This is a genomic window from Streptomyces sp. NPDC041124 (assembly GCF_055592385.1).
In genome coordinates, this window is the sequence record NZ_JBVIYR010000015.1 from 26574 (window position 1) to 52149 (window position 25576).

The 25576-nt window shown below is 72.7% G+C and carries 22 protein-coding genes and 1 tRNA gene; 10 read left to right on the forward strand and 13 right to left on the reverse strand.

Annotation, left to right across the window (positions count from 1 at the left end):
• Positions 1-3: 3 nt before the first annotated feature.
• The 5 genes from ACZ6A9_RS30940 to ACZ6A9_RS30960 form a co-directional block, all read right to left on the reverse strand.
• On the reverse strand, positions 4-996 hold the full coding sequence (locus tag ACZ6A9_RS30940) for a glycoside hydrolase family 11 protein (RefSeq protein WP_468992338.1): 993 nt from the start codon (positions 994-996) through the stop codon (positions 4-6).
• 388 nt (positions 997-1384) lie between these two features.
• Positions 1385-2008 carry an Rv1733c family protein gene (locus ACZ6A9_RS30945; RefSeq protein ID WP_468992341.1) on the reverse strand — a complete coding sequence of 208 codons (624 nt, stop codon included), beginning with the start codon at positions 2006-2008 and terminating at the stop codon, positions 1385-1387.
• 65 nt (positions 2009-2073) lie between these two features.
• Positions 2074-2877, reverse strand: coding sequence for a rod shape-determining protein (locus tag ACZ6A9_RS30950; RefSeq protein ID WP_468992344.1), 804 nt, complete (start codon positions 2875-2877; stop codon positions 2074-2076).
• Positions 2874-3242 carry a TraR/DksA family transcriptional regulator gene (locus ACZ6A9_RS30955; protein WP_468992346.1) on the reverse strand — a complete coding sequence of 123 codons (369 nt, stop codon included), beginning with the start codon at positions 3240-3242 and terminating at the stop codon, positions 2874-2876. The genes ACZ6A9_RS30950 and ACZ6A9_RS30955 overlap by 4 nt, the downstream gene beginning before the upstream one ends.
• A gap of 47 nt (positions 3243-3289) precedes the next feature.
• Positions 3290-3616, reverse strand: coding sequence for a TraR/DksA family transcriptional regulator (locus ACZ6A9_RS30960; protein ID WP_190100715.1), 327 nt, complete (start codon positions 3614-3616; stop codon positions 3290-3292).
• Between the two features lie 271 nt (positions 3617-3887).
• On the opposite strand from ACZ6A9_RS30960, the gene ACZ6A9_RS30965 reads away from it, so the two are divergent.
• The 4 genes from ACZ6A9_RS30965 to secD are packed head-to-tail and all read left to right on the forward strand — an operon-like array spanning position 3888 to position 8358.
• Complete coding sequence (locus ACZ6A9_RS30965; RefSeq protein WP_468992351.1) at positions 3888-4883, forward strand: HAMP domain-containing sensor histidine kinase; 996 nt, start codon at positions 3888-3890, stop codon at positions 4881-4883.
• Positions 4880-5566 (forward strand): response regulator, encoded by a 687-nt coding sequence (locus tag ACZ6A9_RS30970; RefSeq protein ID WP_468992354.1) that lies wholly within the window; start codon positions 4880-4882, stop codon positions 5564-5566. Before ACZ6A9_RS30965 ends, ACZ6A9_RS30970 begins: the two co-directional genes overlap by 4 nt.
• On the forward strand, positions 5563-5985 hold the full coding sequence (locus tag ACZ6A9_RS30975; RefSeq protein ID WP_468992356.1) for a hypothetical protein: 423 nt from the start codon (positions 5563-5565) through the stop codon (positions 5983-5985). Before ACZ6A9_RS30970 ends, ACZ6A9_RS30975 begins: the two co-directional genes overlap by 4 nt.
• 42 nt (positions 5986-6027) lie before the next feature.
• Entirely contained in the window at positions 6028-8358 is a 2331-nt protein-coding gene (gene secD, locus ACZ6A9_RS30980; RefSeq protein WP_468992360.1) for a protein translocase subunit SecD, read from the forward strand.
• 84 nt (positions 8359-8442) lie between these two features.
• On the opposite strand, the gene ACZ6A9_RS30985 is transcribed toward secD, so the two are convergent.
• Entirely contained in the window at positions 8443-10347 is a 1905-nt protein-coding gene (locus ACZ6A9_RS30985) for an ABC transporter ATP-binding protein (protein ID WP_468992584.1), read from the reverse strand.
• 340 nt (positions 10348-10687) lie between these two features.
• Here ACZ6A9_RS30985 and ACZ6A9_RS30990 point away from each other — a divergent pair, with 340 nt between their 5' ends.
• Both ACZ6A9_RS30990 and ACZ6A9_RS30995 read left to right on the forward strand, forming a co-directional pair.
• Positions 10688-11785 carry a mechanosensitive ion channel family protein gene (locus tag ACZ6A9_RS30990; protein ID WP_468992363.1) on the forward strand — a complete coding sequence of 366 codons (1098 nt, stop codon included), beginning with the start codon at positions 10688-10690 and terminating at the stop codon, positions 11783-11785.
• Positions 11786-11932: 147 nt separating this feature from the next.
• The gene (locus ACZ6A9_RS30995) at positions 11933-14152 is read left to right on the forward strand and encodes an NADP-dependent isocitrate dehydrogenase (RefSeq protein WP_468992366.1); all 2220 of its coding nucleotides are present in this window, start codon (positions 11933-11935) and stop codon (positions 14150-14152) included.
• 81 nt (positions 14153-14233) lie between these two features.
• Here the strand turns inward: ACZ6A9_RS30995 and ACZ6A9_RS31000 are convergent, their stop codons facing one another.
• Positions 14234-14575, reverse strand: a complete 342-nt coding sequence (locus ACZ6A9_RS31000) for a DUF5713 family protein (protein WP_468992369.1) — start codon at positions 14573-14575, stop codon at positions 14234-14236.
• Positions 14576-14661: 86 nt separating this feature from the next.
• On the opposite strand from ACZ6A9_RS31000, the gene ACZ6A9_RS31005 reads away from it, so the two are divergent.
• Positions 14662-15459, forward strand: coding sequence for an N-formylglutamate amidohydrolase (locus ACZ6A9_RS31005; RefSeq protein ID WP_468992372.1), 798 nt, complete (start codon positions 14662-14664; stop codon positions 15457-15459).
• A gap of 109 nt (positions 15460-15568) precedes the next feature.
• Here the strand turns inward: ACZ6A9_RS31005 and ACZ6A9_RS31010 are convergent, their stop codons facing one another.
• From ACZ6A9_RS31010 to ACZ6A9_RS31020, 3 genes are read right to left on the reverse strand one after another with little or no spacing between them, the layout of a single operon-like run.
• A complete protein-coding gene (locus ACZ6A9_RS31010) occupies positions 15569-16048 on the reverse strand; it encodes a hypothetical protein (protein WP_468992587.1) in 480 nt (159 codons plus the stop codon).
• Between the two features lie 59 nt (positions 16049-16107).
• Complete coding sequence (locus tag ACZ6A9_RS31015; RefSeq protein ID WP_468992376.1) at positions 16108-16683, reverse strand: RNA polymerase sigma factor; 576 nt, start codon at positions 16681-16683, stop codon at positions 16108-16110.
• 59 nt (positions 16684-16742) lie between these two features.
• Positions 16743-18173, reverse strand: a complete 1431-nt coding sequence (locus tag ACZ6A9_RS31020) for a S8/S53 family peptidase (protein ID WP_468992381.1) — start codon at positions 18171-18173, stop codon at positions 16743-16745.
• Between the two features lie 165 nt (positions 18174-18338).
• Here ACZ6A9_RS31020 and ACZ6A9_RS31025 point away from each other — a divergent pair, with 165 nt between their 5' ends.
• Positions 18339-20906 (forward strand): CHAT domain-containing protein, encoded by a 2568-nt coding sequence (locus ACZ6A9_RS31025; protein ID WP_468992589.1) that lies wholly within the window; start codon positions 18339-18341, stop codon positions 20904-20906.
• 88 nt (positions 20907-20994) lie between these two features.
• On the opposite strand, the gene ACZ6A9_RS31030 is transcribed toward ACZ6A9_RS31025, so the two are convergent.
• Positions 20995-21068 (reverse strand) — tRNA-Pro (locus ACZ6A9_RS31030).
• 214 nt (positions 21069-21282) lie between these two features.
• Here ACZ6A9_RS31030 and ACZ6A9_RS31035 point away from each other — a divergent pair.
• Positions 21283-22452: a Gfo/Idh/MocA family protein gene (locus ACZ6A9_RS31035; protein WP_468992384.1), complete on the forward strand. Its 1170-nt coding sequence runs from the start codon at positions 21283-21285 to the stop codon at positions 22450-22452.
• Positions 22453-22577: 125 nt separating this feature from the next.
• Here ACZ6A9_RS31035 and ACZ6A9_RS31040 read toward each other — a convergent pair whose 3' ends face one another.
• On the reverse strand, positions 22578-23183 hold the full coding sequence (locus tag ACZ6A9_RS31040) for a TMEM175 family protein (protein ID WP_468992390.1): 606 nt from the start codon (positions 23181-23183) through the stop codon (positions 22578-22580).
• Positions 23184-23237: 54 nt separating this feature from the next.
• Positions 23238-24272 carry a LacI family DNA-binding transcriptional regulator gene (locus ACZ6A9_RS31045; protein ID WP_468992393.1) on the reverse strand — a complete coding sequence of 345 codons (1035 nt, stop codon included), beginning with the start codon at positions 24270-24272 and terminating at the stop codon, positions 23238-23240.
• A gap of 109 nt (positions 24273-24381) precedes the next feature.
• On the opposite strand from ACZ6A9_RS31045, the gene ACZ6A9_RS31050 reads away from it, so the two are divergent.
• Positions 24382-25560 (forward strand): phytanoyl-CoA dioxygenase family protein, encoded by a 1179-nt coding sequence (locus ACZ6A9_RS31050; RefSeq protein ID WP_468992592.1) that lies wholly within the window; start codon positions 24382-24384, stop codon positions 25558-25560.
• The last annotated feature ends 16 nt before the right edge of the window (positions 25561-25576 follow it).

Sequence of the window (25576 nt, forward strand, 5' to 3'; positions counted from 1 at the left end):
GTGTCAGCCGGCGCTGCAGGAGACGGTCGGCCAGGTCCAGTTGCCGTTGGTCTGGATGGTGGTGCCCCAGGTGTTGCCGCTGCCGTTGGGCCTGGCGACGAGTGTCTGGCTGTCGGGGTAGGTGGCGCTGACGTTCCAGGTCGAGGAGACCTTCGCCGGGGAGGGGACCCGCATCGTCACGGTCCAGTCGCTGGATCCGCTCACCGAGACGTTGAGGTTGTAGCGGTCGCCGAACTTCTCGCCGGCCGACAGGGTCGCGTTGCAGCCGCCGTTGTTGCCGCCACCACCGCCACCACCACCTGATCCTTCGCTCACCGTGATGTTGGAGTTGCCGCTGCTCTGGTAGCCCTCGGTGGCCATGATCATGTAGTTGTGGTTGCCCAGGTTCATGCCCTTGCTCGCCCAGGCGTCGAAGTGGTTGCCGCTGGTGATGGTGCCGCCCGTGCGCTTGGACTGCCGGACGCTCCAGTACTGGTCGAAGGTCCTGGTGCCCTCGATGGAGGGGGCGTTGTACCGGGTCGTCTTGTAGATGTCGTACGTGCCGCCGTCGGTGGTGACGGTGCCCTTGTACTCGCCGGTGGGCCGGTAGGTGCCCCAGTTGTCGACGATGTAGTACTCGATGAGCGGGCCGGTGGTCCAGCCGTAGAGCGTCAGGTACGCGTTGCCGGACGGGTTGAAGCTGCCGGAGTAGTTGACGGTCTTGCGGCCGCCGGTGCTCCAGCCCTTGCCCGCGACGAAGTTGCCGGTGTTGCGCCACTGGGTGCTGTAGTTGCCGCCGGAGCCGAGGTCCATGGAGACGGTTCCCTGGGCGTCGGTCCAGAACGAGTACCACCAGCCGTTGTTGGTGCCGGTCTGATTCGTGGTGACGGCGGCGGTGGCGGTGGTGGCGGTCAGGAGCAGCGCGGTGACGGCGGCCAGCGCGACGGTCCAGACACTTCTGACGCTGAGCAGCAGGCGGCCGCGTCGGCGGCCCCCGGGACGGACGGGCACGTTCATGTGGTGCGCCTCCTGTGACGGCTCGGTGGGGAGGTCGATGCCGGACAGTGTTGGCCTGCGCGCGTCAAGCGTCAACAGTTTCGGTCAATGTTTCGAAATCTTCGCTGAGAAAAGAACGTGAGCCACTTCAGATATGCGCAGTTCAGGCAATGCATCGAACTGGTTGAATGCAGGCTCTTCACACTTGGGCGAAGGATCGACTCGAAGACTGATGCCACGTTACCGAATGTTTCGAAGCTTGGTTCTGGCCGGCCAGGAGGGTGCACCGGCCTGCACAGTGGTGAGAAAGGCGGCCGGAGACGGCCGTCGTGCGGTGAACGTCGCCGTCGCACTGGCCCTGCGCCGGGTCAAGGCCCTCACGGACTGAGCCCGGCCGGGGCGCACCGGCTCAGGTGGGTGTCGTCCAGCGGGGTGCGGTCTCCGCCCAGGCCGCGTCCCAGCGGGCCAGGTTGCGGCGGCGCAGCACGAGGCCGGTCAGGGCGTGGGCGGCGGCGCCGGTGAGGGCGACGCCCATGGCGGCGAGGAGCGCCCAGCCGGTGGTGCGGCTGCGGACCTCCTTGGACGTGAGCGGAGGATCCGTCGCCTCGCCGTCCTCGGTGATCCAGATGCGTACCGTGTTGTCGGCGGTCAGCCCGGGCCGGACCTCGGCGCGGGTGGTGCGGGTTCGGCCCTCTCGGGTGACGACTCGGACCTCGACCGGGTAGCGGGTGTGCTTCTCCTCGTCCGAGCCCGGCTCGGGGTGGCGGGGCGCGTCCCGGGTGAGCGTCGCGTCCGTCTCGTACCGGGTCTGCGTCTGGTGGCGGGCGAGGTCTTCGTAGTGGCCGCGGGCGGCGTCGCCGACGAGGACGGCGGTCACGGGTGCCACGGCCAGGACGGTGATCAGCACGCCGAGGCCGATCCAGGTCTGGAGCCGGTCGGTGCGACGGCGCAGGGGATTGCGCCGCCGGCGCCACAGCAGGGGGCGCGGCGGTGGGCCGGGGGGCGGCTGTGCCGGAGGTATGGCGCCCGCCACGTCGGCTCTCCCTTCGTGCGAAGTCACAGGCAATCGAGGTGGGCCCGGAGGGCCGTCGGGGTGGATCAGGGCGTTCCGGCGGCGGAGGGGTGGTGGTGGGCCGCGGCGAGGAGGCCGGCGGCGCCCCGGACGGCAGCGGTGTGCGGGGACGGCACCGGCTGGACCGCGCAGCCGAGGCTGTCGGGCAGGTCACGGGTGATGTCGGGGCGCAGCGCGCCGCCGCCGGCCAGCAGGACACCGCGGCGCAGGGCCGTGCGGGTGAGGGAGGTGCGGTCCTGCCGGAGCATCGCCGTCACCATGGCGGTCACCGCCTCGGTGATCAGTTCGGGTTCGGTGCCGTCGGAGAGGTCCCCGGTGCCCAGCGCGGTGCGGCGGGCGTCGGTCACCGCGCCGTCCGCGAGCAGCACCACCTCGGTGAGGTGCGCACCGATGTCCACGACCAGCAGCGGACGGACGTGGTCGGCGCCCGCGGCCAGCGCCACCGCCCGCGCGCCGGGCACCGTCAGCACGGAGCGCGGACGGAGGATCTCCACGGCGGCGCGGGCCGCGGTCCGGAAGGCGAGCCCGTCGAGCACAGGGGCCGTGAGGACGACCATGGGGCGGCCGATCCTGGGCAGCCGGTGGCCGAGCAGCCGGTCCAGCATGCGGGCCGTGCCGGCGGTGTCGACGATGGTGCCGCGCTGGATGGGGTGCACGGCGCCGCTGCCGGGGAAGGTCACGGTGGGCACGTCCAGGACCATCCCCCGCCCCGCGATCCACGCCCGCGTGCGGGCGCTGCCCAGGTCGAGAGCGATCCCCGAGCAGCGCCGGCACAGCGGCCAGTGCCGGTGACGTACGGGAGCCGGCCGGGAGTGCCGGATCACGGTCACCGGCCGGCCTCCCGCACCTGCTGGCAGCGCCCGCAGTAGCGGGCCTGGGGGACGATCAGCAGGCGGTGGCGTTCGACCGGGCGGCGGCACAGATGACAGGTGCCGTAGGCGCCGGAGTCCATCCGGGCGAGTGCCGCCTCGACGTCGGCGAGCACCATGCGCGCGGAGGCGGCGAGTTTGACGCCGACCTCGAGCTGGGCGGCGTCCGCCTGCCTGCGGCGGTCGTCGGCACGGGTCGTGGAGGCGAACTGCCGCAGCTGCTCCTGCCGGAACAGTCGCTGCTCGTGCAGGTTCTCGCGCAGCGCGGCGAGGTCCTCGGGGGTGAGGACCGTGTCGGGCTCGTCGATGGTCTGATGGGACACCACTGCACCCCTTGGGCAGAGCGGGCGAGAAGGACGGAACGAAGGAACGGTCAGGCGGCGCGGCTCTGGCAGGCGACGCAGTACCGGGTGTGCGGGAGGATCTCCAGGCGCTCCGGCGGCACGGACTTGGAGCAGCCCAGGCAGGTGCCGTAGGTGCCGTCCTCGACCCGGGCGAAGGCCTCGTCGATCTCCGTGAGGACGCGCTTGATGGCGTCCTTCTGGTTGGACATCAGGTGGTCACCGGGGTTCTGCCCGGTGTCGTCCAGGGCCTTGAGCTGTGCGAGGCGGGTCGTTCGGGCGTGTTCGAGCCGCTGGCGGACCTCGTCCGCGGCCGGGTTGACGGAGCGCGGTTCGGTGCGGGGCAGGTCGAGCGACACGGAGGGGCCTCCTCGAGACGTACGGATGTTGCCTTCACCATCGCCCGTTTCCCGCGTGGGGCCCATTGGGCGCGGTACCCATCTGTGACGGGTCCGAGGACCCACCCCGTACGGCATGGGTCGGGCGGGCCGGGGGAAATGGGGTGCGGGGCCCATCGACCCGGGCGGCGGACGCCGTGCACGCTGTGCGCTGTCCGCCGGGACCATGGGGCCGCCGCCGCGGGACAATGAGCGGTGACCGACAGTAGAGGCAGACGAGAAAGAGGAAGGCGTGACCTCCGTGTCCCTGTACTGGCGGATCTTCGGGCTCAATGCCGTGGTGCTGGGCAGTGCCACGGCGCTGCTGCTGTGGGCTCCGGTGACCGTGTCCGTTCCGGTGCTGCTCACCGAGGCGGTGATCCTGGTGGGCGGGCTCGGTGTGATGCTCGTCGCCAACGCGGCCCTGCTGCGCATCGGGCTGGCCCCGCTGGACCGGGTGACCCGGCTGATGTCCACCGTCGACCTGCTGCGTCCGGGGCAGCGGCTGCCCGTGCGCGGCGGCGGGGAGGTGGCCGAGCTGGTCAGCTCCTTCAACGCGATGCTGGAGCGGCTGGAGGGGGAACGCGTCGCGAGCAGCGCCCGCGCCATCCTGGCCCAGGAGGGCGAGCGTCGCCGCATCGCCCAGGAGCTGCACGACGAGGTCGGGCAGAGCATGACCGCGGTGCTGCTGGCGCTGAAGCGGGCAGCGGACGAGGCGTCCGAGCCGCTGCGCGGTGAGCTCCAGCAGGCGCAGGAGATCACCCGGGAGAGCCTGGACGAGGTCCGCCGGCTGGTGCGCCGGCTCCGTCCGGGCGTACTGGACGACCTGGGTCTGGTCAGCGCGGTGACCTCGCTGGCGACGGAGTTCTCCACGCACACCGGGCTGCGCGTGCGGCGCGGCTTCGACGCCGATCTGCCCGTGCTGGACCACGAGACGGAATTGGTGATCTACCGTGTGGCGCAGGAGAGTCTGACCAACGCCGCCCGGCACGCGGAGGCACGGAACGTGGAGGTGAGCCTGCGCGGCAGGGACGGCCGTGTCGTCCTCGAGGTGGCCGACGACGGGCGCGGCATCGGTGCCGCGCAGGAGGGTGCCGGACTTCGCGGGATGCGGGAGCGGGCGCTGCTGATCGGGGCCGTCCTGGACATCTCCAGCGCGGACGGGAGAACCCCGGCCTCCACCACCTTCGCACCAGGAATCGGGACGCGGGTCCGGCTCACCGTGCCCGCCGTCAGGAAGCAGTCATGAACCGTCAGCACACGCCCGCCGACCACCGGACGCAGCCGAAGATCCGGATCCTGCTCGCCGACGACCACGCCCTGGTGCGGCGCGGTGTCCGGCTCATCCTCGACCGGGAGCCGGACCTGGAGGTGGTGGCCGAGGCCGGTGACGGTGCGGAGGCCATCGCCATGGCCCGCACCCACGACGTCGACCTGGCGGTCCTGGACATCGCCATGCCGCGGCTGACCGGTCTGCAGGCCGCGCGTGAGCTGACCGCGCTGAAGCCGGGTCTGCGCATCCTGATGCTGACGATGCACGACAACGAGCAGTACCTGTTCCAGGCGCTGAAGGCGGGCGCGGGCGGGTACGTGCTGAAGTCCGTCGCCGACCGCGATCTGGTCGCCGCCTGCCGGGCCGCGATGCGGGACGAGCCGTTCCTGTACCCGGGCGCGGTGACCGCGCTGATCCGCAACTACCTCGACCGGGTGCGGCACGGGGAGGAGGCGCCCGAGCAGTTGCTGACGCCCCGCGAGGAGGAGGTGCTGAAGCTCGTCGCCGAGGGCCACTCGTCGAAGGAGATCGCCGAGCTGCTCTTCATCAGTGTCAAGACGGTGCAGCGGCACCGCGAGAACCTGCTGCACAAACTGGGGCTGCGGGACCGTCTCGAACTGACCCGTTACGCCATTCGCGCCGGACTCGTCGAGCCTTGACCGCCGACCCGCGGGGGCGTGCCCCCCGGCTTCCGTTCCGTGCGGCCGCGGCGGCCTTCGCCGCCTTCGCGGCCGTACTGCTGGCGCTCGGCGTCACCGGCGGCACCGACTTCGTCCCCGGCGCCGCGGCCCGCGCGTCCCTGACCGGGGCGTCCCCGGCCCCGACGTCGTACTCCTCCGACACCCGCCCCTACAGCGACGACGCCTATGTCGGTGTCCGTGCGCTGCTCACCCGGCTGGAGCGGGACGCCGGTGAGCGGACGCTGTTCGACGGGCATCTGCTCTTCACCCCCGCCTACGCGCCGCTGATGCCGCCCCGGCCCGCACGGCCGGCACCGTCCGCTGGGCACGCGCCACCGGCGGCGGCGTACGTGCCGTCGGACCTGGGGCGGGCTCCGCCCGCCGCCTCCAGCACCTGAGATTCCCTCTTCCTTCTTCTCGCCTGCCTGCTGGAGGCATCTGTGAAACGTCCCGCCCGCTTCAGGGCGTTGTTCGCGCTCGCCGTGATCGCCGCATCCGTGTTCATCGCCGTCACCGTTCCGGTCCGTCTGGGCCTGGATCTGCGGGGCGGCACCCAGATCGTGCTGGAGACCCGCGACTCCGAGACCGTGAAGGCCGACGGGGAGGCCACCGACCGCACCCTGGAGGTGCTGCGCGGCCGCGTCGACGCGCTCGGTGTGGCCGAACCGAGCATCGTCCGCTCCGGTGAGAACCGGATCATCGTCGAACTGCCCGGGCTGCAGGATCCGCGGCAGGCCGCCGACGTACTGGGCCGTACCGCCCAGCTCTCCGTCCACCCGGTGCTCGGCGCCGCCACCGCGACCGACAAGCCGCAGGAGAAGGGCGAGGAGGTGCTGCCCGACGAGTCGGGTGAGCGGCTCCGGCTGGGCCCGGCGGCCCTGCGCGGCCAGGACGTCGAGGACGCCGAGGCCCTCATCGACCAGCAGACCGGCGCGGGCTGGCACGTGACCGTGGACTTCGAGGACGACAAGGGCTGGGCCAAGCTGACCGGCGAGGCCGCCTGCCACCCGGCGGGTGACCCGCAGCGCCGGGTCGCGATCGTCCTCGACAAGAAGATCATCTCTTCGCCGCAGGTCGACCCGTCCGTGTCCTGCGGGGCGGGCATCACCGGCGGGTCCACGCAGATCACCGGCTCGTTCACCAGTGACGAGGCCAAGGAGCTCGCGCTGCTCGTCAAGGGCGGTGCGCTGCCGGTGCCGGTGGAGACCGTCGAGCAGCGGACCGTCGGTCCGACGCTGGGCGCCGAGGCCATCGAGGCGAGTGCCTGGGCGGCGGTCGTCGGCACCGCCCTCACCGCGATCTTCATCATCGTCGTGTACCGGCTGATGGGTGTCCTGGCCACGCTGGCCCTGATCTGCTACGGCCTGATCTCCTACGCGGGGCTGGCGGCGCTCGGCGCGACGCTGACCCTGCCCGGTCTGGCCGGTTTCGTGCTCGCCATCGGCATGGCGGTGGACGCCAACGTGCTCGTCTTCGAACGGGCCAGGGAGGAGTACGGCAAGCGCAACCGGCCCAGCAGCCGTTCCGCCCTGACCGCCGGCTTCAAGGGCGCGTTCAGCGCCATCGCGGACTCCAACATCACGACGCTGATCGCGGCGGTGCTGCTGTTCCTGCTCGCGTCCGGCCCGGTCAAGGGCTTCGGTGTCACGCTGGGCATCGGTGTCGTCGCGTCGATGATCAGCGCCCTGGTGATCACCCGGGTGCTGGCCGAGTTCGCGGTGGCCCGCACCTGGGTGCACCGCCGGCCGAAGATCACCGGCCTGGCCTCCATCGGCCGGGTCCGTGCGTACCTCACCCGGCGCAACCCCCAGCTGATGCGGCGCCCGCGCCGCTGGCTGGCGGTGTCCGCCGTCGTGCTGGCCGTCGCCGCCGCGGGCATCGTGGTGCGCGGCCTGAACTACGGCGTGGAGTTCACCGGCGGCCGGCTGATCGAGTACTCCACCAGCACCACCGTCGATCCGGACCGGGCCCGCGAGGCGCTCGCCGACGCCGGTTTCCCGCAGGCCGTCGTCCAGTCCTCGGGTGACGACAAGCTGACCGTGCGCACCGAGGAACTGACCAACGCGGAGGCGGTCGAGGTCGCCGACGCCATCGCCGAGGTCGGCGGCGGGGCCGAGAAGGTCCGTGACGAACTGATCGGTCCGAGCCTCGGTGACGAACTGCGCCGCAACGCGCTGATCGCGCTCGGTCTGGCGCTCGGTGCCCAGCTGCTGTATCTGGCGTTCCGGTTCCGCTGGATGTTCGGCACCGGCGCGGTGGCGGCCCTCGCGCACGACGTGGTCATCCTCACCGGCGTCTTCGCCTGGCTGGGCAAGCCGATCGACGGGGTGTTCCTGGCCGCGCTGCTCACCGTGATCGGCTACTCGGTGAACGACTCCGTGGTGGTCTTCGACCGGATCCGCGAGCTGTGGCGGAAGGACAGCAAGGAGCCGTTGTCCCAGGTCACCAACCAGGCGATCCTGCAGACGGTGCCCCGTACGGTCAACACCGGTATCGGTGTTCTCTTCATCCTGGCCGCGCTGGCCGTGCTGGGCGGTGACTCGCTCACCGACTTCGCGCTCGCCCTGCTGATCGGCATGCTGGTCGGCACGTACTCGTCGGTCCTGACCGCCTCGCCGCTCGCCATCGAGCTCGAGGCGTACGCCGGTGACGGCAAGGACGGCCGGGGGCGGGGCCGCGGCCGTGGTCGCGCGCGCGGCGGTTCCGGCCGGGCCAGGTCCGGCGCCGCGAAGGAGACGGGCCGGACGGAGGCCGTCAGCAAGGGGAAGTGACCCGTACGCGGGCCGCCGCCGGTCCCGGTTCGGGGGCCGGCGGCGGCCCGCCGTGCGTGGCCGTCCGGCAGGGCGCGCGGGCTGCTACGCCGCCGCCCGCGCCCCGCGCCCGTCACCCGGGCCGTCCGTCGTCGGCCGGTGGGTGAACTGGGTGCGGTACAGCTCGGCGTAACGGCCGCCGGCGGCCAGCAGGTCCCGGTGCGTGCCGCGTTCCACGATCCGGCCGGCTTCGACGACCAGGATGAGATCGGCCGCGCGGACGGTGGACAGCCGGTGGGCGATCACCACCGCCGTCCTGCCCTCCAGCGCCTCGGTGAGCGCCTCCTGCACGGCGGCCTCGGAGGTGTTGTCCAGATGGGCGGTGGCCTCGTCGAGGATGACGACCCGCTGGCGGGCCAGCAGCAGCCGCGCGATGGTCATGCGCTGGCGTTCCCCGCCGGAGAGCCGGTAGCCGCGTTCGCCGACCACCGTGTCCAGGCCGTCGGGCAGGGCCCGTACGAGGGTGTCCAGGCGGGCCCTGCGCAGGGCGTCCCACAGGTCGGGTTCGCCCGCGTCCGGCCGGGCGAGCAGCAGGTTGGCGCGGACGGTGTCGTGGAAGAGGTGGCCGTCCTGGGTGACCATGCCGAGGGTGGCGCGCAGTGAGGCGGCGGTCAGGTCGCGGACGTCGACACCGCCCACCCGCACGGCGCCCGAGTCGACGTCGTACAGCCGCGGCAGCAGGGCCGCGACGGTCGACTTGCCCGCGCCGGAGGAGCCGACCAGGGCGACGGTCTGCCCCGGTTCGGCGCGGAAGGAGATGCCGTGCAGGACCTCCTCGCCGCCGCGCGGGTCGAGGGCGGCGACCTCCTCCAGGGAGGCGAGGGAGACCTTGTCGGCGGACGGGTAGCCGAAGCGGACGTCGTCGAACTCGACGGCCACCGGCCCCCCGGGCACCTCGCGCGCGTCCGGCTTCTCCCGGACGATCGGCTCCAGGTCGAGGATCTCGAAGACCCTTTCGAAGCTGACCAGCGCGCTCATCACCTCCACCCGTGCCCCGGCCAGCGAGGTGAGCGGCGCGTACAGCCGGGTCAGCAGCAGGGCCAGGGCCACCACCGCGCCCGGTTCGAGGACACCGCTGAGCGCGAGCCGCCCGCCGAGGCCGTAGACCAGCGCGAGGGCGAGGGCCGAGACGAGGGTAAGCGCGGTGATGAACACCGTCTGTGCCGTGGCCGTACGGACGCCGATGTCGCGGACCCGGCGGGCGCGCGCCGCGAACTCCTCCGACTCCTCCTCCGGGCGGCCGAACATTTTCACCAGGGTGGCCCCCGGGGCGGAGAAGCGCTCGGTCATCCGGGTGCCCATGGCGGCGTTCAGGGCGGCGGCCTCGCGCTGCATGGCGGCCATGCGGCGGCCCATCCGCCGGGCCGGGACGACGAACACCGGCAGCAGCACCAGCGCCAGCAGGGTGATCTGCCAGGACAGGGTGAGCATCACCGCGAGGGCGAGCACCAGGGTGACCACGTTGCCGACCACCGTCGACAGGGTGTTGCTGAAGGCCCGTTGGGCGCCGATGACGTCGTTGTTGAGACGGGAGACCAGCGCCCCCGTGCGGGTGCGGGTGAAGAACGCGACGGGCATGCGTTGCACATGGTCGAACACCGCTGTCCGCAGGTCGAGGATGAGCTCCTCGCCGAGCGCCGCCGACAGCCGCCGGCCGAGGACGCCGAGGACGGCCTCCACGATCGCGATGAACGCGATGAGCAGCGCCAGGCGGACCACGGAGGACTCGTCACCGCCGGACACGATCGTGTCCACCACTCGTCCGGCGAGCACGGGGGTGGCGACGGCGAGCGCCGCGGTCGCCGTGCCGAGCAGCACGAACAGGGTGAGCCGGCGGCGGTGCGGGCGGGCGAAGGCCGCGATGCGGTGCAGCGTCCTCCGCGTCACGGGACGGTGCTCGTCCTCGGCGGACATGACGGTGCGCAGCTGTGTCCACGCTGTGGTCTCCATGCTCATGCCTGCGACCGTAGGACCTCGACCATGATTGAGGTCAAGCACGCCACCGTCCTGCCCTGCCACTCCGGGGGCAGCCCCCGGACACGGTGCGAGGGCGGCGGCTCACCGCAGCCCGCGGGGGGACCCCACCCGGGGCGTCGGTCACGGCTCGGTCGCCGGCCCGGGCCACCCGCCGTGGTACGAGCCGCCCCGCCCGATACGGCAGGATGAGCGATCGTGCCGACCGCAGGTCGGGGCGGCCGGCCCGCCGTACATCCCGTTGAACTCGAGCAGGTGACCACGTGACACGACCTCACATACCCCCGTCGGACCGGGCATTCGCCGGAGGTGAGCGGTGACCCGCTCGCTCACCATGGACGATCTGGTGCTCGCCGGCATCGCCCTCGCCGCCGGTCTGCTGGCGGCGTTCCTCCTCCGCATGCTGCTGCGCTGGCTGGGCCGGCACGCCGAGCGCACCACCTGGCGCGGGGACGACGTCCTCGTGGACGCCCTGCGCATGATCGCGCCGTGGGCGGCGGTCGCGGCCGGCATGGCCTCCGCGGCGGCGGCGCTGCCGCTGACCCGGACCGTGCAGCACAACGTCAACCAGGTCCTGACCCTGCTGGTCATCTTCGCCGCCACGGTGTCGGCCGCCCGGGTGGTGGCGGGCCTCGTACGCTCGGTCACCCAGGCCCGCTCCGGTGTCGCCGGGTCGGCGACCATCTTCGTGAACATCACCAGGATCCTGGTCCTCGCGATCGGTTTCCTGGTCGGCCTGCAGACACTGGGCATCTCCATCGCCCCGATGCTCACCGCCCTCGGCGTCGGTGGTCTGGCGGTCGCGCTGGCGCTCCAGGACACGCTCGCCAACCTCTTCGCGGGCATCCACATCCTCGCCTCCAAGACCGTGCAGCCCGGTGACTACATCCAGCTGAGCAGCGGCGAGGAGGGCTACGTCGAGGACATCAACTGGCGCCAGACGACCGTCCGCAACCTGTCCAACAACCTGGTGGTCATCCCCAACGCGCAGCTCGCCAAGACGAACATGACCAACTTCATGCGTCCCGAGCAGCAGCTGACGATCCTGGTGCAGGCCGGGGTGTCGTACGACAGCGACCTGGAGCAGGTGGAGCGGGTGACCAAGGAGGTCGTCGCCGAGGTGATGACGGGGATCACCGGCGCGGTGCCGGAGCACGAGCCCGCGGTGCGCTTCCACACCTTCGGGGACTCCCGCATCGGGTTCACCGTGATCCTGGGCGTGGGTGAGTTCAGCGACCAGTACCGGATCAAGCACGAGTTCATCAAGCGGCTGCACCGTCGCTACCGCGAGGAGGGCATCCGCATCCCCTCCCCCGCCCGTACGGTGGCCATCCAGCAGGGCGCGGTGCTGTTCCCCCAGCAGCGCGCCGGGCAGTCCGCGCCGGACGAGATGACCGTCACCCGGCCGATCTGAGGACCGCACGGGCGACTCTCCCGCCACGCCGGCACGACCGGGTGGCGGGAGATCGCCCGGGACTCGGCGCGGACCCCTGTCGAGCCGGAGGCCGTCACAAGATATCTTGATGTCGAGCAATGTTGCAGACGTGGAGCGGAGCACCCGGTGACTGACTCGACCATCATCTATACGCACACTGACGAGGCCCCGGCCCTGGCGACGTATTCCTTCCTGCCGGTGGTCCAGGCGTACGCCTCGCAGGCGGGTGTCCCCGTGGAGACGCGGGACATCTCGCTCGCCGGGCGCATCATCGCCGTGTTCCCGGAGTACCTGACCGAGGACCAGCGCATCCCGGACGCCCTCGCCGAGCTCGGTGAGCTGGCGAAGACGCCCGCGGCCAACATCATCAAGCTGCCCAACGTCTCGGCGTCGATCCCGCAGCTCAAGGCCGCGATCGCCGAGCTCAAGGGCCAGGGCTACGCGCTGCCGGACTACCCGGACGACCCGAAGACCGACGAGGAGCGCGAGATCCGCGCCCGCTACGACAAGATCAAGGGTTCCGCCGTGAACCCGGTCCTGCGTGAGGGCAACTCCGACCGCCGCGCCCCCGCCTCGGTGAAGAACTACGCCAAGAACCACCCGCACCGCATGGGCGCCTGGACCGCCGAGTCCAAGACCGCTGTCGCCACCATGGGCGCGGACGACTTCCGCTCCACCGAGAAGTCGGTCGTCATCGCCGAGGACGGCGCGCTGCGCATCGAGCTCAAGGGCGACGACGGCTCCACGACCGTGCTGCGCGAGTCCGTACCCGTCCTCAAGGACGAGGTCGTCGACGCCTCCGTGATGCGCGTCGGCGCGCTGCGGGAGTTCCTGACCGCGCAGGTCGCCCGCGCCAAGCAGGAGGGCGTGCTGTTCTCCGTGCACCTCAAGGCCACGATGATGAAGGTCTCCGACCCGATCGTCTTCGGGCACGTGGTGCGCGCCTTCTTCCCGAAGACGTTCGCCCAGTACGGCGACAAGCTCGCCGCGGCCGGCCTCTCCCCGAACGACGGTCTGGGCGGTATCTACAAGGGCCTGGAGTCCCTGCCCGAGGGCGCGGAGATCAAGGCGTCCTTCGACGCGGAGCTCGCCGAGGGCCCCGAGCTGGCGATGGTCGACTCCGACAAGGGCATCACCAACCTGCACGTCCCCTCGGACGTCATCGTCGACGCCTCCATGCCGGCCATGATCCGCACCTCCGGCCACATGTGGGGCCCCGACGGCCAGGAGGCCGACACCCTCGCCGTCCTGCCGGACTCCAGCTACGCGGGTGTCTACCAGGCCGTGATCGAGGACTGCCGGGCCAACGGCGCCTACGACCCGTCCGCCATGGGCTCGGTGCCGAACGTCGGCCTGATGGCGCAGAAGGCCGAGGAGTACGGCAGCCACGACAAGACCTTCGAGATCCCGGTCACGGGCACGGTCCGCCTGGTCGACGCGGACGGCAACGCCGTCATCGAGCAGGCCGTCTCCGCCGGTGACATCTTCCGCGCCTGCCAGACCAAGGACGCCCCGATCCGCGACTGGGTGAAGCTGGCCGTCACCCGTGCCCGCGCCACCGGCGACCCGGCGGTGTTCTGGCTGGACGCCACCCGCGCCCACGACGCCAACCTGATCGCCAAGGTCGAGCAGTACCTCCAGGAGCACGACACCGAGGGCCTGGACATCCGCGTCCTCGCCCCCGTCGAGGCGACCAAGCTGTCGGTGGAGCGCATCCGCCGCGGTGAGAACACCATCTCGGTGACCGGCAACGTGCTGCGTGACTACCTCACCGACCTGTTCCCGATCCTGGAGCTGGGCACCAGCGCCAAGATGCTGTCGGTCGTCCCGCTGATGGCGGGCGGCGGCCTGTTCGAGACGGGTGCGGGCGGCTCGGCGCCGAAGCACGTGCAGCAGCTCGTCAAGGAGAACTACCTGCGCTGGGACTCGCTCGGTGAGTTCTTCGCGCTGGTGCCGTCGCTGGAGCAGTACGCCGAGACCACGGGCAACGCCCGCGCCAAGGTCCTGGCCGACGCCCTCGACCGGGCCACGGCGACGTTCCTCGACGAGGACAAGTCCCCGACCCGTCGCGTCGGCGGCATCGACAACCGCGGCAGCCACTTCTACCTGTCCCTGTACTGGGCGCGGGAGCTGGCCGCCCAGACCGAGGACGCGGACCTGGCGAAGGCCTTCGCCCCGCTCGCCGAGACGCTCGGCGCCAACGAGGCGAAGATCGTCGAGGAGCTGAACGCCGTCCAGGGCAAGCCGGCCGAGATCGGCGGCTACTACCAGCCCGACCCGGCCAAGGCCGCCGAGGTCATGCGCCCGTCCGCCACGTGGAACGCGGCGCTGGCGTCCCTGAGCTGACGCTCGCGGTGGGCGGATCCGCCCCGGCCGGCACCGCGCCCGGCCGGGGCGGACCCGTGTACGCCCGCCCGCGGCGCCGGGTCACCAGTCGCGGGTAGCGATCAGCTCCTCGACGTCGGCGTCGGCGAAGCCGTACGCCCGGGCGACGAACAGGAACTCTCCGCCTATCTCGTCCCGGGCCACCGTCTCGATCTCGCTGCCGGCCGCCTCGAACTCGGCCTGGAGGGCGTTGAACTCCTCGGTGGCGGCGTGGGTCAGCGCGTACAGCCCGGCCAGGTCCGCGGGGCGGTCCGCCTCGATGCGCGCGCACAGGGCGAGCAGGATCGCCCGGCCCCGGTCCAGGACGTGGTCGGGGTAGTAGTCGCTCCGGTACAGGGCCCGCAGGAACGGGCGGCCGGTCACCTGCTCGTCGCTGATCGGCACGAGGGTCCTCCGTCGTCGGCGTTGTCACTGGCATGTGGCACCTTGATCCTTCCGTGCACCACTGACAACGCTCCCGGAGCAGCCGTATGACCGATGTCCCGCCGTCCTTCGCGTTCCTTCCCGGCGACGCCGACTCCCCCGTGATCCTCCACGTACCGCACGCGTCGCGGGAGATACCCGCCGACGTCCGGTCCGGGATCGTGCTCGACGACGCCGGCCTGGAGCGGGAGCTGGACCACATCACCGACTCGCACACCGCGTCGATCGCCGAGGCGGCGGCCCGGGCGGCCGGTGCCGTGCCGTGGCGGTTCGTGAACCGGCTGTCGCGGCTGGTCGTCGATCCGGAGCGGTTCCCGGACGAGCGCGAGGAGATGCTGTCCGCCGGCATGGGCGCGGTCTACACCCGGACCACCCACAAGGCGGTGCTGCGGCCCGGCGGGTTCGACGGGGAGCCGCTGATCGAGCGGTACTTCCGGCCGTACGCGCGGGCGATGACGGAGGCGGTCGCCGGACGGCTCGCGGCGACCGGGCGGGCCGTGATCATCGACGTGCACTCCTACCCGAGCGCGCCGCTGCCCTACGAACTGCACGTTGACGGGCCTCGGCCGGAGATCTGCCTGGGCACCGACTCCTTCCACACCCCGCCCGCGCTCCTGGACGCGGCCCGGGAGGCGTTCGCACCGTGCGGGGAGACGGGGCTGGACAGCCCGTTCGCGGGGACGTACGTGCCGCTGGAGTTCTTCGGGAAGCGGGCCGAGGTGTCCGCGCTGATGGTGGAGATCCGCCGGGACACCTACATGGCCGAACCGGGCGGCGCGCCGCACCAGGGCCTGTCCCGCCTCGCCTCTGCACTCGCCGCCCTGGTCGACGCGGTCTCCGGCTGACCCCGGCGCCGCGCCGGTCCGGCACCCGCCGCGCGGCCGGACCGGCGAGCGCACGGGGAGCACGGCCCGGCCGCCGGGCCCTGCCCGGACGCCCACGCGCGGGGCGTCGTCAGACGCGGAGCCACTCCGTGGTGACCACCTCGTCGCCGGTGCGCAGGCGCAGGGCGAAGGGGCCGGCGGGCGTGGTGTCCGCGGCGAAGCGGCCCATGTCGTCGGCGGTGAGTGCCGCGGTGGCCCGAGGTCCGACGAGTACCTCCACACGGGCCGGCTGGGGCGGCAGCACCTGCCCCATCAGGCCCTGCGCGCTCACCTCCACGTCCAGCGTCACCTCGCCCGCGCTGAACGTCAGCATGCGCGGCACGTCCGCCGCTCCCCTGACCGGGATGGCGTCGACCAGCGAGTCGAAGGTCAGCTCGGCGACACGGGCGTCGAGGTCGTACACCGCGTAGGCGTCCACGGCGATCTGCAGCAGGGCGGGAGGCAGCGGGTCCAGGACGGCCGCCGCCTGCCGGAGTTCCTCCTCCAGCAGCCCGGTGTCGAAGTCGTCGTCGCGTTCCACGTCGTCGCCCGCGTCGCCCACGTGGTTCATGTCGCCCACGTGGTTCATGTCGCCCACGTGGTTCATGTCGTTCATCTCGCTCTTGTCGCTCACGTCGCCCCCCGTGCCTCGAGCCGGGCCCGCAGCCGGCGCAGACAGCGCTGCCGCAGCGGCCCGATGCTGCCCACCGCGATGTCGAGCGCGGCGGACACCTCCTGATAACTCGGCGGCGGCGAGGCGATCAGCACGCGGAGCAACTGCCTGCACCGCTCGCCGAGTTCCTCGAACTCCTGCCACAGCCGCCGCACGCTCTCGCTCCGCGCCTCCGCTTCCTCCGCCTCCAGCAGCGACTGCTCCGGCGTTCCGTCCTCACTGACCCGGTCCAGCAGGTGCGGATCGTCCGTCAGCATCAGCCGGCGCGCGTTCCTGTGCACCTTCAGGCACTCGTGCCGCGCGGTACTGGCCAGCCAGGAGCCCGCCTTCTCCGGCTCCCGGATCCGCCCCAGGTGCTGGGCGAACCGGAACCACACGGTCTGACAGACCTCGTGCGCGTCGGCGTCGGAGAGCCGGTGCGCGCGCACCACGGACCACACCAGCGGGCCCAGCCCTTCCACGATCGCCTTCCAGGCCGCCGCGTCACCGTCGACAGCGGACCGGACCAACGCGCCGACTTCCCTGTGCTCCACGGTCCCACCCCTCGTGTACGGCACGTCATGGTACGCCGCGGAGGGGACGACTCCGGCCCTCATGCCCGGGCCACGGTCGGTGACACCCGCACCGGGCGCCAGGTGGGCGGCAGCAGGGCGGGCACGTGCGATCCGCGCACCTCGGCGAACTCCGTCGTGGCGTGCATCAGTTGCCGCCGTGCCGTGCGCGGGTCGGTCAGGGCCCGCGCGGTCATGTGGGCGGCGATCATGCCGACGGCGACGGGGGTGGCGAACGAGGTCCCGCTCCACTGGGCGAGCCCTTCGAACATCACCTGGTCCGCCTTGGCGGGACCGCCGTCGTCGCTCAGGACGCCGTTGTGGCGCGGGTGGAGGCAGGTGCACGGATAGGTGAAGCCGTAGCGGCAGGCGTCGTAGGTGGAGTGCTGGTACACGTACGGGACGGGGGTGTCGAAGCCGGTGAGGGCGCTGGTGAGGCGCTCGCCGGGTGCGTACGCCTTCACCCAGCCGCCGTGGTTGCTGAAGCAGGCGCCGCACTCGCCGTCGCCGCGCAGGGCGCCGACGGACAGCACGGCGTTCTCGTAACCGGGCAGGTCGGCGTAGGCGGCGGGCCAGAAGGGCGTGGCACTGCCGTTGTTGCCGGCGGCGGCGACCAACAGGGTGCGCTGCTTGCGCAGTTCGTGCATGAAGGCGTCGACGCCGAGGAGGCCGTCGGTGCGGCCGTTGGAGGTTCCGGCGGAGAGGCTGATGACGTCGGGCCAGCCGCCCTCGTCGACGGCGTCGAAGAGCTTCTCGCCGAACTCGGACTCCAGGACGGCCCCGGCGTCGTTGAGCGTGCCGCGCACGGTGATGTCGGTGTTGGGGGCGACGGCGGCGACGAGTCCGGCGATGAACGTGCCGTGGCCGCAGTACTGCTGGAGGATGCCGTCGCCGTCGCACTCGGCGACCTGGGCGTCGCCGCGGGTGTGGGCGAGCAGCGGGTAGGAGCGGTGGTCGTGCATCAGGCCGGTGTCGATGACGAGGACCTCGACGGCGCTGTCCGGGTCGTGGTCGCCTTCGGCGGCAGCCGGATTGGGCTGCGTGCCGGGCGGCACGGGCACGGGCTCGTCGCCGGGACAGGCGTTGACGGCGATCGACACCACGTGGTTGCGGCTGATCATCCGGTGTCCCGCGCGGCCCTCGGTCGCCGAGAGGGCGCGCAGCGCGCCCGCCACGGCCGGGTCACCGCTGCCGTCGCCCCGGCCCGGGTCGGCGACCTGGATGCGGGTGATGCCGGAGCGGTTGGTCTCGGGGCCCGCGCGGCGCACATGGTCCGGGGCGAGCCCGGCGAAGGTGGTGAAGTGCTGCCGCACCGTGTCCTCGACGACGCGGGCCTCCTCCCCGTCGCGGGCGAGGACGACGCCCTTCTCGTAGAGGAACTCGCCCGCGTCGTCCGGACCGATCGCCAGGGGGACGTCGGGCATGGAACGCTGGATCTGCGCGAACTGCTCACGGAATCGCTGTGGTGCCATGGCGGGTCCTCCACTCGGGTGGCGGCGGCCGGGGCCGCGGAGCTCTCGTGATGGAGAGCCGACGGGCGTCTTTTTGATACAACATCACATCTGTGGGGGTTGGTTGCGGAGCACTACCATCGTGGGGTGACAGCCGGAAGCGACTCGGTGCTGGAACTGCTGCCGATGGTGTTCGCCGCACCGGGTGAGGCGCTGGCGAGGGCGGAGGAGGTCCTCAGCGGCCGTCCCGCGCCGCTGCACGCCTCCGTCGCCCATCAGGTGATCGGCATCTGGCAGCGGGACTTCGGCGACATGCGGCTCGCCCTGAGCCATCTGCGGCGGGCGCGGACCTGGGCGGCACGCGCGGAGTCGGCCGATCGGGAGGCGGACGTCCTCGGCACGCTCGGGGTGGCGCTGGTGCACGCCGGGCGCACCCGGCAGGGCATGGACGCCCTGCGCCGGGGCGTCGAGATCGGCAGCGGGCACACCCGCGCGCGGGTGCTGTTCCGGCTGGCGTACTCGTGGTGGGTGCTGGGCCACCACAAGGAGGCGCTGGAGGACGTGCGGCGGGCGATTCCCGTGCTGCGGCAGGCCGATGACGTCATCTGGACGGCGCGTGCGCTGACGCTGCGGGCGACGGTGCACCTGGCGCTCGGCTCGGTGGACCGGGCGGACTCCGACTTCGCCGCGGCGGAGGCCCTGTGGGAGACCACCGGCCAGGAGCACGACAAGGCGGACGCCGTGGAGAGCCGGGGCCTGGCGGCGTTCCGCTCGGGTGACGTCCCGGTCGCGCTGCGGCTGCTCGACGAGGCGGAGGAACGGTACGCCAAACTGGGCACGCCCACGTTCATGCTGAGCATCCGGCGCTGTGAGGTGCTGATGGCGGCGGGGCTGGCGACGGAGGCGCTGGCGGAGGCGGACACCGCGCTGGGTGCGCTGGACGGGATCGGCGGGCAGTCGACGCGCAGGGCGGAGCTGCTGCTGGCCGCCGCGCGGGCGGCCCGGCTGGCGGACGAGCCGCGGACGGCGATCGCGCGGGCGGAGCGGGCCGTGCGGCTCTTCGCGGGGCAGCGGCGCACCTGGTGGGAGGCGCACGCCCGGCTGGTGCTGATCGGGGCCCGGCACGCGGTGGGACGGCGTTCGGGCCGGCTGGTCGCGGACGCGGCGGCGGTGGCGGAGCGACTGGTCGCGCTGGGTGCTCCGGCGGCACCCGAGGCGTCGCTGCTGGCGGGCCGGATCGCGCTGGATCTCGGCTGGACGGCGGACGCCGAGCGGCATCTGGCGGCCGCCGCGCGCAGCCGGCGCGGCGGGCCACCGCTCGCGCGGATGACGGGCTGGGCGGCCCAGGCGCTGCGCGCGCAGGCCGCCGGTTCCCCGCGCGGGGTGCTGGAGGCCTGCCGGCGCGGTCTGGACGTGCTCGACGACCACCGGATGACCCTGGGCGCCTCCGAGTTGCGGGCCCGGGCCACCGCGCAGGGCGCCGAACTGGCCGCGCTCGCGCAGAAGGCCGGCATGGTCTCGGGCGGGCCCCGGCGGCTGCTGGTGTGGAGCGAACGCTGGCGGGCCACCGCCCTGTCCGCGCCGCCCACCCGTCCCCCGGCCGACCCGGCGCTGCTCAGCGACATGACGGCCTACCGGGAGATCGCCGCCCGCGCGGAGGAGGCGCGGAGGGACGGCAGGCCGGTGCCGGCCCTGGAGCGGGAACAGCGGCGCCTGGAGCGGGAGATCCGGTCCCGGACCCTGCACATGCGCGGTGCGGCGCCGGACGGCGGGGACCGCTTCGACGTCGGCCGGCTGCTGGCGCGGCTCGGTCAGGACGTACTGCTGGTGGAGCTGGCCGTGCTCGACGGGCGGGTGCAGGTCCTGCTGTGCGGGCGGGGCAGGGTGCGCAGGTTCGAGGCGGGGCTGCTGGCGGCGGCCGAGACGGAGGCCGAGCACGTCCAGGCGGGGCTGCGGCGGCTGGCCCATCCGGGAGCTCAGGCGCGGCTGCCGGTGGTGGAGGCGGCGGGCCGGCGGCTGGAGGAGCTGCTGCTGGGCCCGGCCGCGGCGCACCTCGGGGAGGGGCCGGTGGTGATCGTGCCGCCCGGGCGGCTGCACCGGGTGCCCTGGGCGCTGCTCCCCTCGCTGCGGGAACGGGTGCTGAGCGTGTCGCCGTCGGCCGGCAGTTGGCTGCGGGCGAAGGAGACGGCGCCGCCGCGCGGGGGCCGTCAGGTGCTGGTGCGCGGACCCGGACTGGCGACGGGCGGCGCGGAGGTGCAGGAACTGGCGGGCCGCTACGCCGGTGCGACGGTCCTGGAGCACGAGGACGCGACGGTCCCGGGGGTGCTGACGGAGCTGGACGGGGCGGCGCTGGCGCACATCGCCGCGCACGGTGCGTTCCGCGCGGACGGGCCGTTGTTCTCGTCGTTGCGGATGGCCGACGGTCCGCTGATCGTGCACGACTTCGAGCGGCTGGACCGCAGCCCGTACCGGATCATCCTGTCGTGCTGCGACACCGCCCGGTTCGCCTCGGTCGGCGCGGACGAACTCCTCGGGCTGGTCACGGCGTTGCTGCCGCTGGGCACGGCGGGGGTGGTCGCGTGCAGCGCGCCGGTGAACGACGCGGCCGTCGTGCCGCTGATGCTCGCCCTGCACGAGGGCCTGGACCGGGGACTCTCCCTGGCGGAGGCGCTGCGCGACGCCCGCGGCGCGCTGCCGCGGGACGCGTTGCACCGGGCGACGGGATGGGCGTTCACCGCGTTCGGGGCGGCGTGAAACCGGCGGTCGGCGGTGGCCCATGCGTGACGGCGTGACGAAGGGAGCCGCACCGGATGATTCCGGTGCGGCTCCCTGTCGACATCCGTCGGGACGACAGGATTTGAACCTGCGACCCCTTGACCCCCAGTCAAGTGCGCTACCAAGCTGCGCCACGTCCCGATGCGCCGCACACGGTGAACCGCGTGATCGCAGGTCAACCCTACCGCATGTGAACGGTGGCGCCGGTACGCCCGATCGGCGCCCGGGCCGCTGCCGGGTGTCGGCCCGGCGATCGGTGAACCCTCTTTGTCCTGTCAAAAGGTTGACATGACCCCGGGTGCGCGCAGAGGGTGAGCGGGCAGCAGGACACGGACCGGGCCGGAGAGAGGCTTTCATGGTGGATGCGCTGGGTGTCGCCGTCGTCGGATTCGGCTGGATGGGGCGGGTGCACACCCAGGCGTACGCGCGGGTGCGGCACCACTATCCGCATCTCGCACTGCGTCCGGAGCTGGTCACGGTCGCCGAGGAGGTGCCGGGCCGGGCCGAGGAGGCCGCGGCGCAGTTCGGGTTCGCCTCCACCGCCCGTGACTGGCGTGAGGTGGCCGCCGACCCCCGCGTCGGGGCGGTCAGCATCACCGCCCCGAACTTCCTGCACCGCGAGATCGGTGTCGCGATGGCCGAGGCGGGCAAGCACATCTGGATCGAGAAGCCGGTGGGCCTCGGCCCCGGGGACGCCCGCGCGGTGGCCGACGCGGTCGCCGGGGCGGGGGTCCAGGGCGCGGTCGGCTTCAACTACCGCAACGCGCCTGCCGTGGAGGCGGCCCGGGAGTTGATCGCCTCCGGTGAGATCGGCACGGTCACCCATGTGCGCGTCCGGCTGTTCAGCGACTACGCCGCCCATCCGGAAGGGGCCCTGACCTGGCGCTACGAGCGGGAGCGCGGCGGCAGCGGAGTGCTGGGCGACCTGGCGTCGCACGGCGCCGACCTGGCCCGCTTCCTGCTCGGAGACATCGCCTCGCTGACCGCGGACACGGCGATCTTCCTGCCCGAGCGGGCCCGTCCGGCGGGTGCCACGGCCGGGCACTCCCGTGCCACGGGCGGCGAACTCGGCCCGGTGGAGAACGAGGACTACGTCAGCTGCCTGCTGCGGTTCGCCTCCGGGGCGCGCGGGGTACTGGAGGCCTGCCGGGTGTCGGTGGGCGAGCAGAACAACTACGGCTTCGAGGTGCACGGCACCGAGGGGGCGGTGTTCTGGGACTTCCGCAGGATGAACGAGCTCGGCGTCAGCCGTGGCGGCGCCTACCAGGACCAGCCCGTCAGCACGGTGTACGTCGGGCCGGGGGACGGGGAGTTCGGCGCCTTCCAGCCGGGTGCGGCGAACGCCATGGGGTACGACGATCTGAAGGTGATCGAGGCGTACCGGTTCCTGCGGTCCGTGGCGGAGGGGGTCCCCCACGGGGCGACCCTGGCGGACGCGGTGCACAGCGCGGTGGTGCTGGACGCGATGGCGCGGTCCGCGGAGAGCGGGGCGTGGGTGACGGTGGGCGGGCCGGGGGTGCTCTGACCGGTCTCCTCGCCCCCGCCGCCCCTTCCCGTCCCGTCCCTGGGGCTGCGCCCCAGACCCCCTCGCGCAGTTCCCCGCGCCCCGTGTGAGGGGCGCGGGGGCGCACCGACGGCGGTTCCGCTGCCTCAGGCGTTCTCCCTTCGGCCCAGCCAGACCTTGACCGGCAGCAGCACCAGCCACCACCACATGGCGGCGGGCCCGATCAGCAGGGCCAGCGGGATGGTCACCAGGAACACCACCACCGTCGCGCCGAGGTCGACGGCGTAGAGCGTCTCGTCCCGCACGGGCGCCGCCCCGCCGCGCAGCCAGGGCCGGCGGACGACGAGGGCGGCCAGCGCGATGTGGACCGCGCCGAGGGAGGCGACCGCCGCCGAGTAGATGACCACCGAGACCGGTTCGTCGCCGTACTCGGAGACCAGCATGGTCGGGAACGGCAGCAGCGCGGCGAGCCCCAGTCCGAGCATGGTCAGCCCGATCACGTCCCCGTCCACCTGCCGAACGCCGCGGAAGATCGACCGGTGGTCACGCCAGAAGCCGGCCAGCACCGCCAGGCTGATCGCGTAGGCGCCCAGGTTGGGCAGCGTGTCGCTCAGGGCCCGGCGGTACTCCTCCGGGTCCAGCCCCTGCGGCACGGAGATGTCCAGGACCAGCAGGGTGATGGCGATGGCGAACACACCGTCGGCGAGCGCGACGAGCCGTTCGGGTCCGCCATCGGGGGTCGGTTTCCTCATGCGCACGACGGTAGGCAGGCCGTTCCCGGCTCCGTGGCATACACGCCTGGTCCGTCACCCGGCCAACGCCGGGGACGGCATGTTGCAGGGGGTCACCACCTGGATGGCGGAGGGCAGGGTGGGCCCGGCGGGCGGCAGGGCGCCATGGGCACGCATCACCAGGTGACAGGCCTCGCGCAGGTCGTGCCGCAGATCGTGATGGAGGACGGCGGACAGCCGGTGCTCGCGCAGCAGCCGCGTGTTGTCCTGGTCGAGGTCGTGGGCGACGAACACGGCGCACTCGCGCCCGGCGTCCTCGAAAGCGCGCAGGGTGGCGATGTTGCCGCCCCCGATCGAGTAGACCGCCCGGATCTCCGGGTCGCGGTCCAGGGCGGCCCGGACCAGGTCGTACTGGGTGGCGTCCAGGCCCTGGCCCTCGGCGATCTCGACCAGGGCCCGGCCGGGGTGACGGGCGCGCATGGCGCCGCGGAAGCCCATCTCGCGCTCCTCCTCGTTGCGGAAGGAGCCGCTGGAGAGGCTGGTGAGCACGTTGCCGGGCCGGTCGCCCAGCCACTGCCCCACGAGGTAGGCGGCGGTGGCGCCCGCGGCGCGGTTGTCGCTGCCGACGTGGCCGATCCGGGAGCTCGCGGGCAGGTCCGTCACCAGGGTCACCACCGGGATGCCGGCCGCCGTGAGACGTCCGACGGCGGCGTTGATCCCGGGGACGTCGGGCGCCTTGAGGAGCACGCCCTGCGCACCGCGCCGGGCGATCCGGTCGAGGACGGCGACCAGTTCCTCGGCCGGGCCGGTCTCGCGGAAGTGGAAACGGGAGCGGATCACCGCCGGTTGCAGGGAGGGGAGTTCGGCCTCCAGGGCGGTGCGCACGGCCGTCGAGAAGCGTTCCGGCGACTGCATCACGATGTCCACCATGAAGGTGCGGCCGACGAGCCGGACCTGGGTGCGCTGCCGGTCGAGGTCGGCTATCGCCCGGCGCACCTCCTGCGCCGTGCTCTCCCGCACTCCTCCGCGGCCGTTGAGGACGCGGTCCACCGTGGCCTCGCTCAGCCCTGCCTGACGTGCGATCTCCCTGATCGGGAAGGGGTGGCCCATGCGGCGGCTCCTGAGGGGTTTTTGATGGCTTCCTGCTGGTTGTTCGAAGGGTTTGTACTGACAAGAATGACAGCAGCCGCGTCGCTCCGTGACCAGAAGGGACGACCTCATGTCCTCCGCCTCCTCTTCCGTGCGGGCCCCCGCGCCGGCCGCCTGGCTGTCCGAGCGGGACTGCGACCTGGACGCCCTGCGTGCCCTGGTCGAGCAGCAGACCGATCCCGCCGCCCACCCGCACGCCTCCGCCGTCGAGCGGAACGTGCTGCTCTACGACGCGGAGCGGCTCGCCCTCGCCGACCGCCGTGCCGTCCAGGCCGAACTGGTGCGGGCCCTCGCCGACGGCCCCGGCATCGTGGTGGTCCGCGGTGCCTTCCCCGACCCGTCGGTCGTGGACCGCGCCACCGCCGTCTTCGACGCGCTGATCGCCGAGCAGCGCGCCTCGGGCGCCACGGCCGGTGACCACTTCGCCAAGCCGGGCGCCAACGACCGGGTGTGGAACGCCCTGGAGAAGGCGGCCCTCTACGACCCGCAGGCGTTCGCCGACTACTACGCCAACGACGTGATCGCCCTGGTCTCCTCGGCCTGGCTGGGCCCCGGCTACCAGGTCACCTCCCAGGTCAACGTGGTCAACCCGGGCGGGGCGGCGCAGACCGTGCACCGCGACTACCACCTCGGCTTCCTCTCCGACGAGGCCGCCGCCCGCTACCCCGCGCACGTGCACCGCCTCTCCCCCGTGCTCACCCTCCAGGGCGCGGTGGCGCACTGCGACATGCCCGTCGAGTCCGGACCCACGCTGTACCTCCCGCACTCGCAGAAGTACGGGCCCGGCTACCTCGCCTGGCGGCTCCCGGAGTTCCACGCCTACTTCGAGGAGCACCACGTGCAGTTGCCGCTCGCCAAGGGCGACGCGGTGTTCTTCAACCCGGCGCTGTTCCACGCCGCGGGCGCCAACCACTCGGCCGATATCCGCCGGATGGCCAACCTGCTCCAGGTGTCGTCCGCGTTCGGGCGGGCCATGGAGAGCGTGGACCGCGAGGCGGTCGCGGGCGCCGTGTACCCGGTGCTGCTGGGCCGCAAGGCGGAGGGAGCCGGGGAGCGGTGGCTGGAGAACGTGATCGCCGCCGGCGCCGAGGGCTACCCCTTCCCGACCAACCTCGACAACGACCCCCCGGCCGAGGGCCTGGCCCCGCCCTCGCAGGCCGAGGTCGTCCGCCGCGCGCTGCGCGAGGGATGGACCCCGCGGACGCTGCGCGAGGAACTGCGGGCCGGCACCAAGCGGCGCGAGAGCTGAAAGGAACCCCGGTCAC

Excerpts from the sequence above, each read along its gene's own strand:
- ACZ6A9_RS30940 (WP_468992338.1), bottom strand. The coding sequence starts at position 996 with ATGAACGTGCCCGTCCGTCCCGGGGGCCGCCGACGCGGCCGCCTGCTG.
- ACZ6A9_RS30970 (WP_468992354.1), top strand. The coding sequence starts at position 4,880 with ATGAACCGTCAGCACACGCCCGCCGACCACCGGACGCAGCCGAAGATC.
- ACZ6A9_RS30985 (WP_468992584.1), bottom strand. The coding sequence starts at position 10,347 with ATGGAGACCACAGCGTGGACACAGCTGCGCACCGTCATGTCCGCCGAG.
- ACZ6A9_RS31005 (WP_468992372.1), top strand. The coding sequence starts at position 14,662 with ATGACCGATGTCCCGCCGTCCTTCGCGTTCCTTCCCGGCGACGCCGAC.
- ACZ6A9_RS31010 (WP_468992587.1), bottom strand. The coding sequence starts at position 16,048 with ATGAACCACGTGGGCGACGCGGGCGACGACGTGGAACGCGACGACGAC.
- ACZ6A9_RS31020 (WP_468992381.1), bottom strand. The coding sequence starts at position 18,173 with ATGGCACCACAGCGATTCCGTGAGCAGTTCGCGCAGATCCAGCGTTCC.
- ACZ6A9_RS31025 (WP_468992589.1), top strand. The coding sequence starts at position 18,339 with ATGGTGTTCGCCGCACCGGGTGAGGCGCTGGCGAGGGCGGAGGAGGTC.
- ACZ6A9_RS31035 (WP_468992384.1), top strand. The coding sequence starts at position 21,283 with ATGGTGGATGCGCTGGGTGTCGCCGTCGTCGGATTCGGCTGGATGGGG.
- ACZ6A9_RS31040 (WP_468992390.1), bottom strand. The coding sequence starts at position 23,183 with ATGAGGAAACCGACCCCCGATGGCGGACCCGAACGGCTCGTCGCGCTC.
- ACZ6A9_RS31045 (WP_468992393.1), bottom strand. The coding sequence starts at position 24,272 with ATGGGCCACCCCTTCCCGATCAGGGAGATCGCACGTCAGGCAGGGCTG.
- ACZ6A9_RS31050 (WP_468992592.1), top strand. The coding sequence starts at position 24,382 with ATGTCCTCCGCCTCCTCTTCCGTGCGGGCCCCCGCGCCGGCCGCCTGG.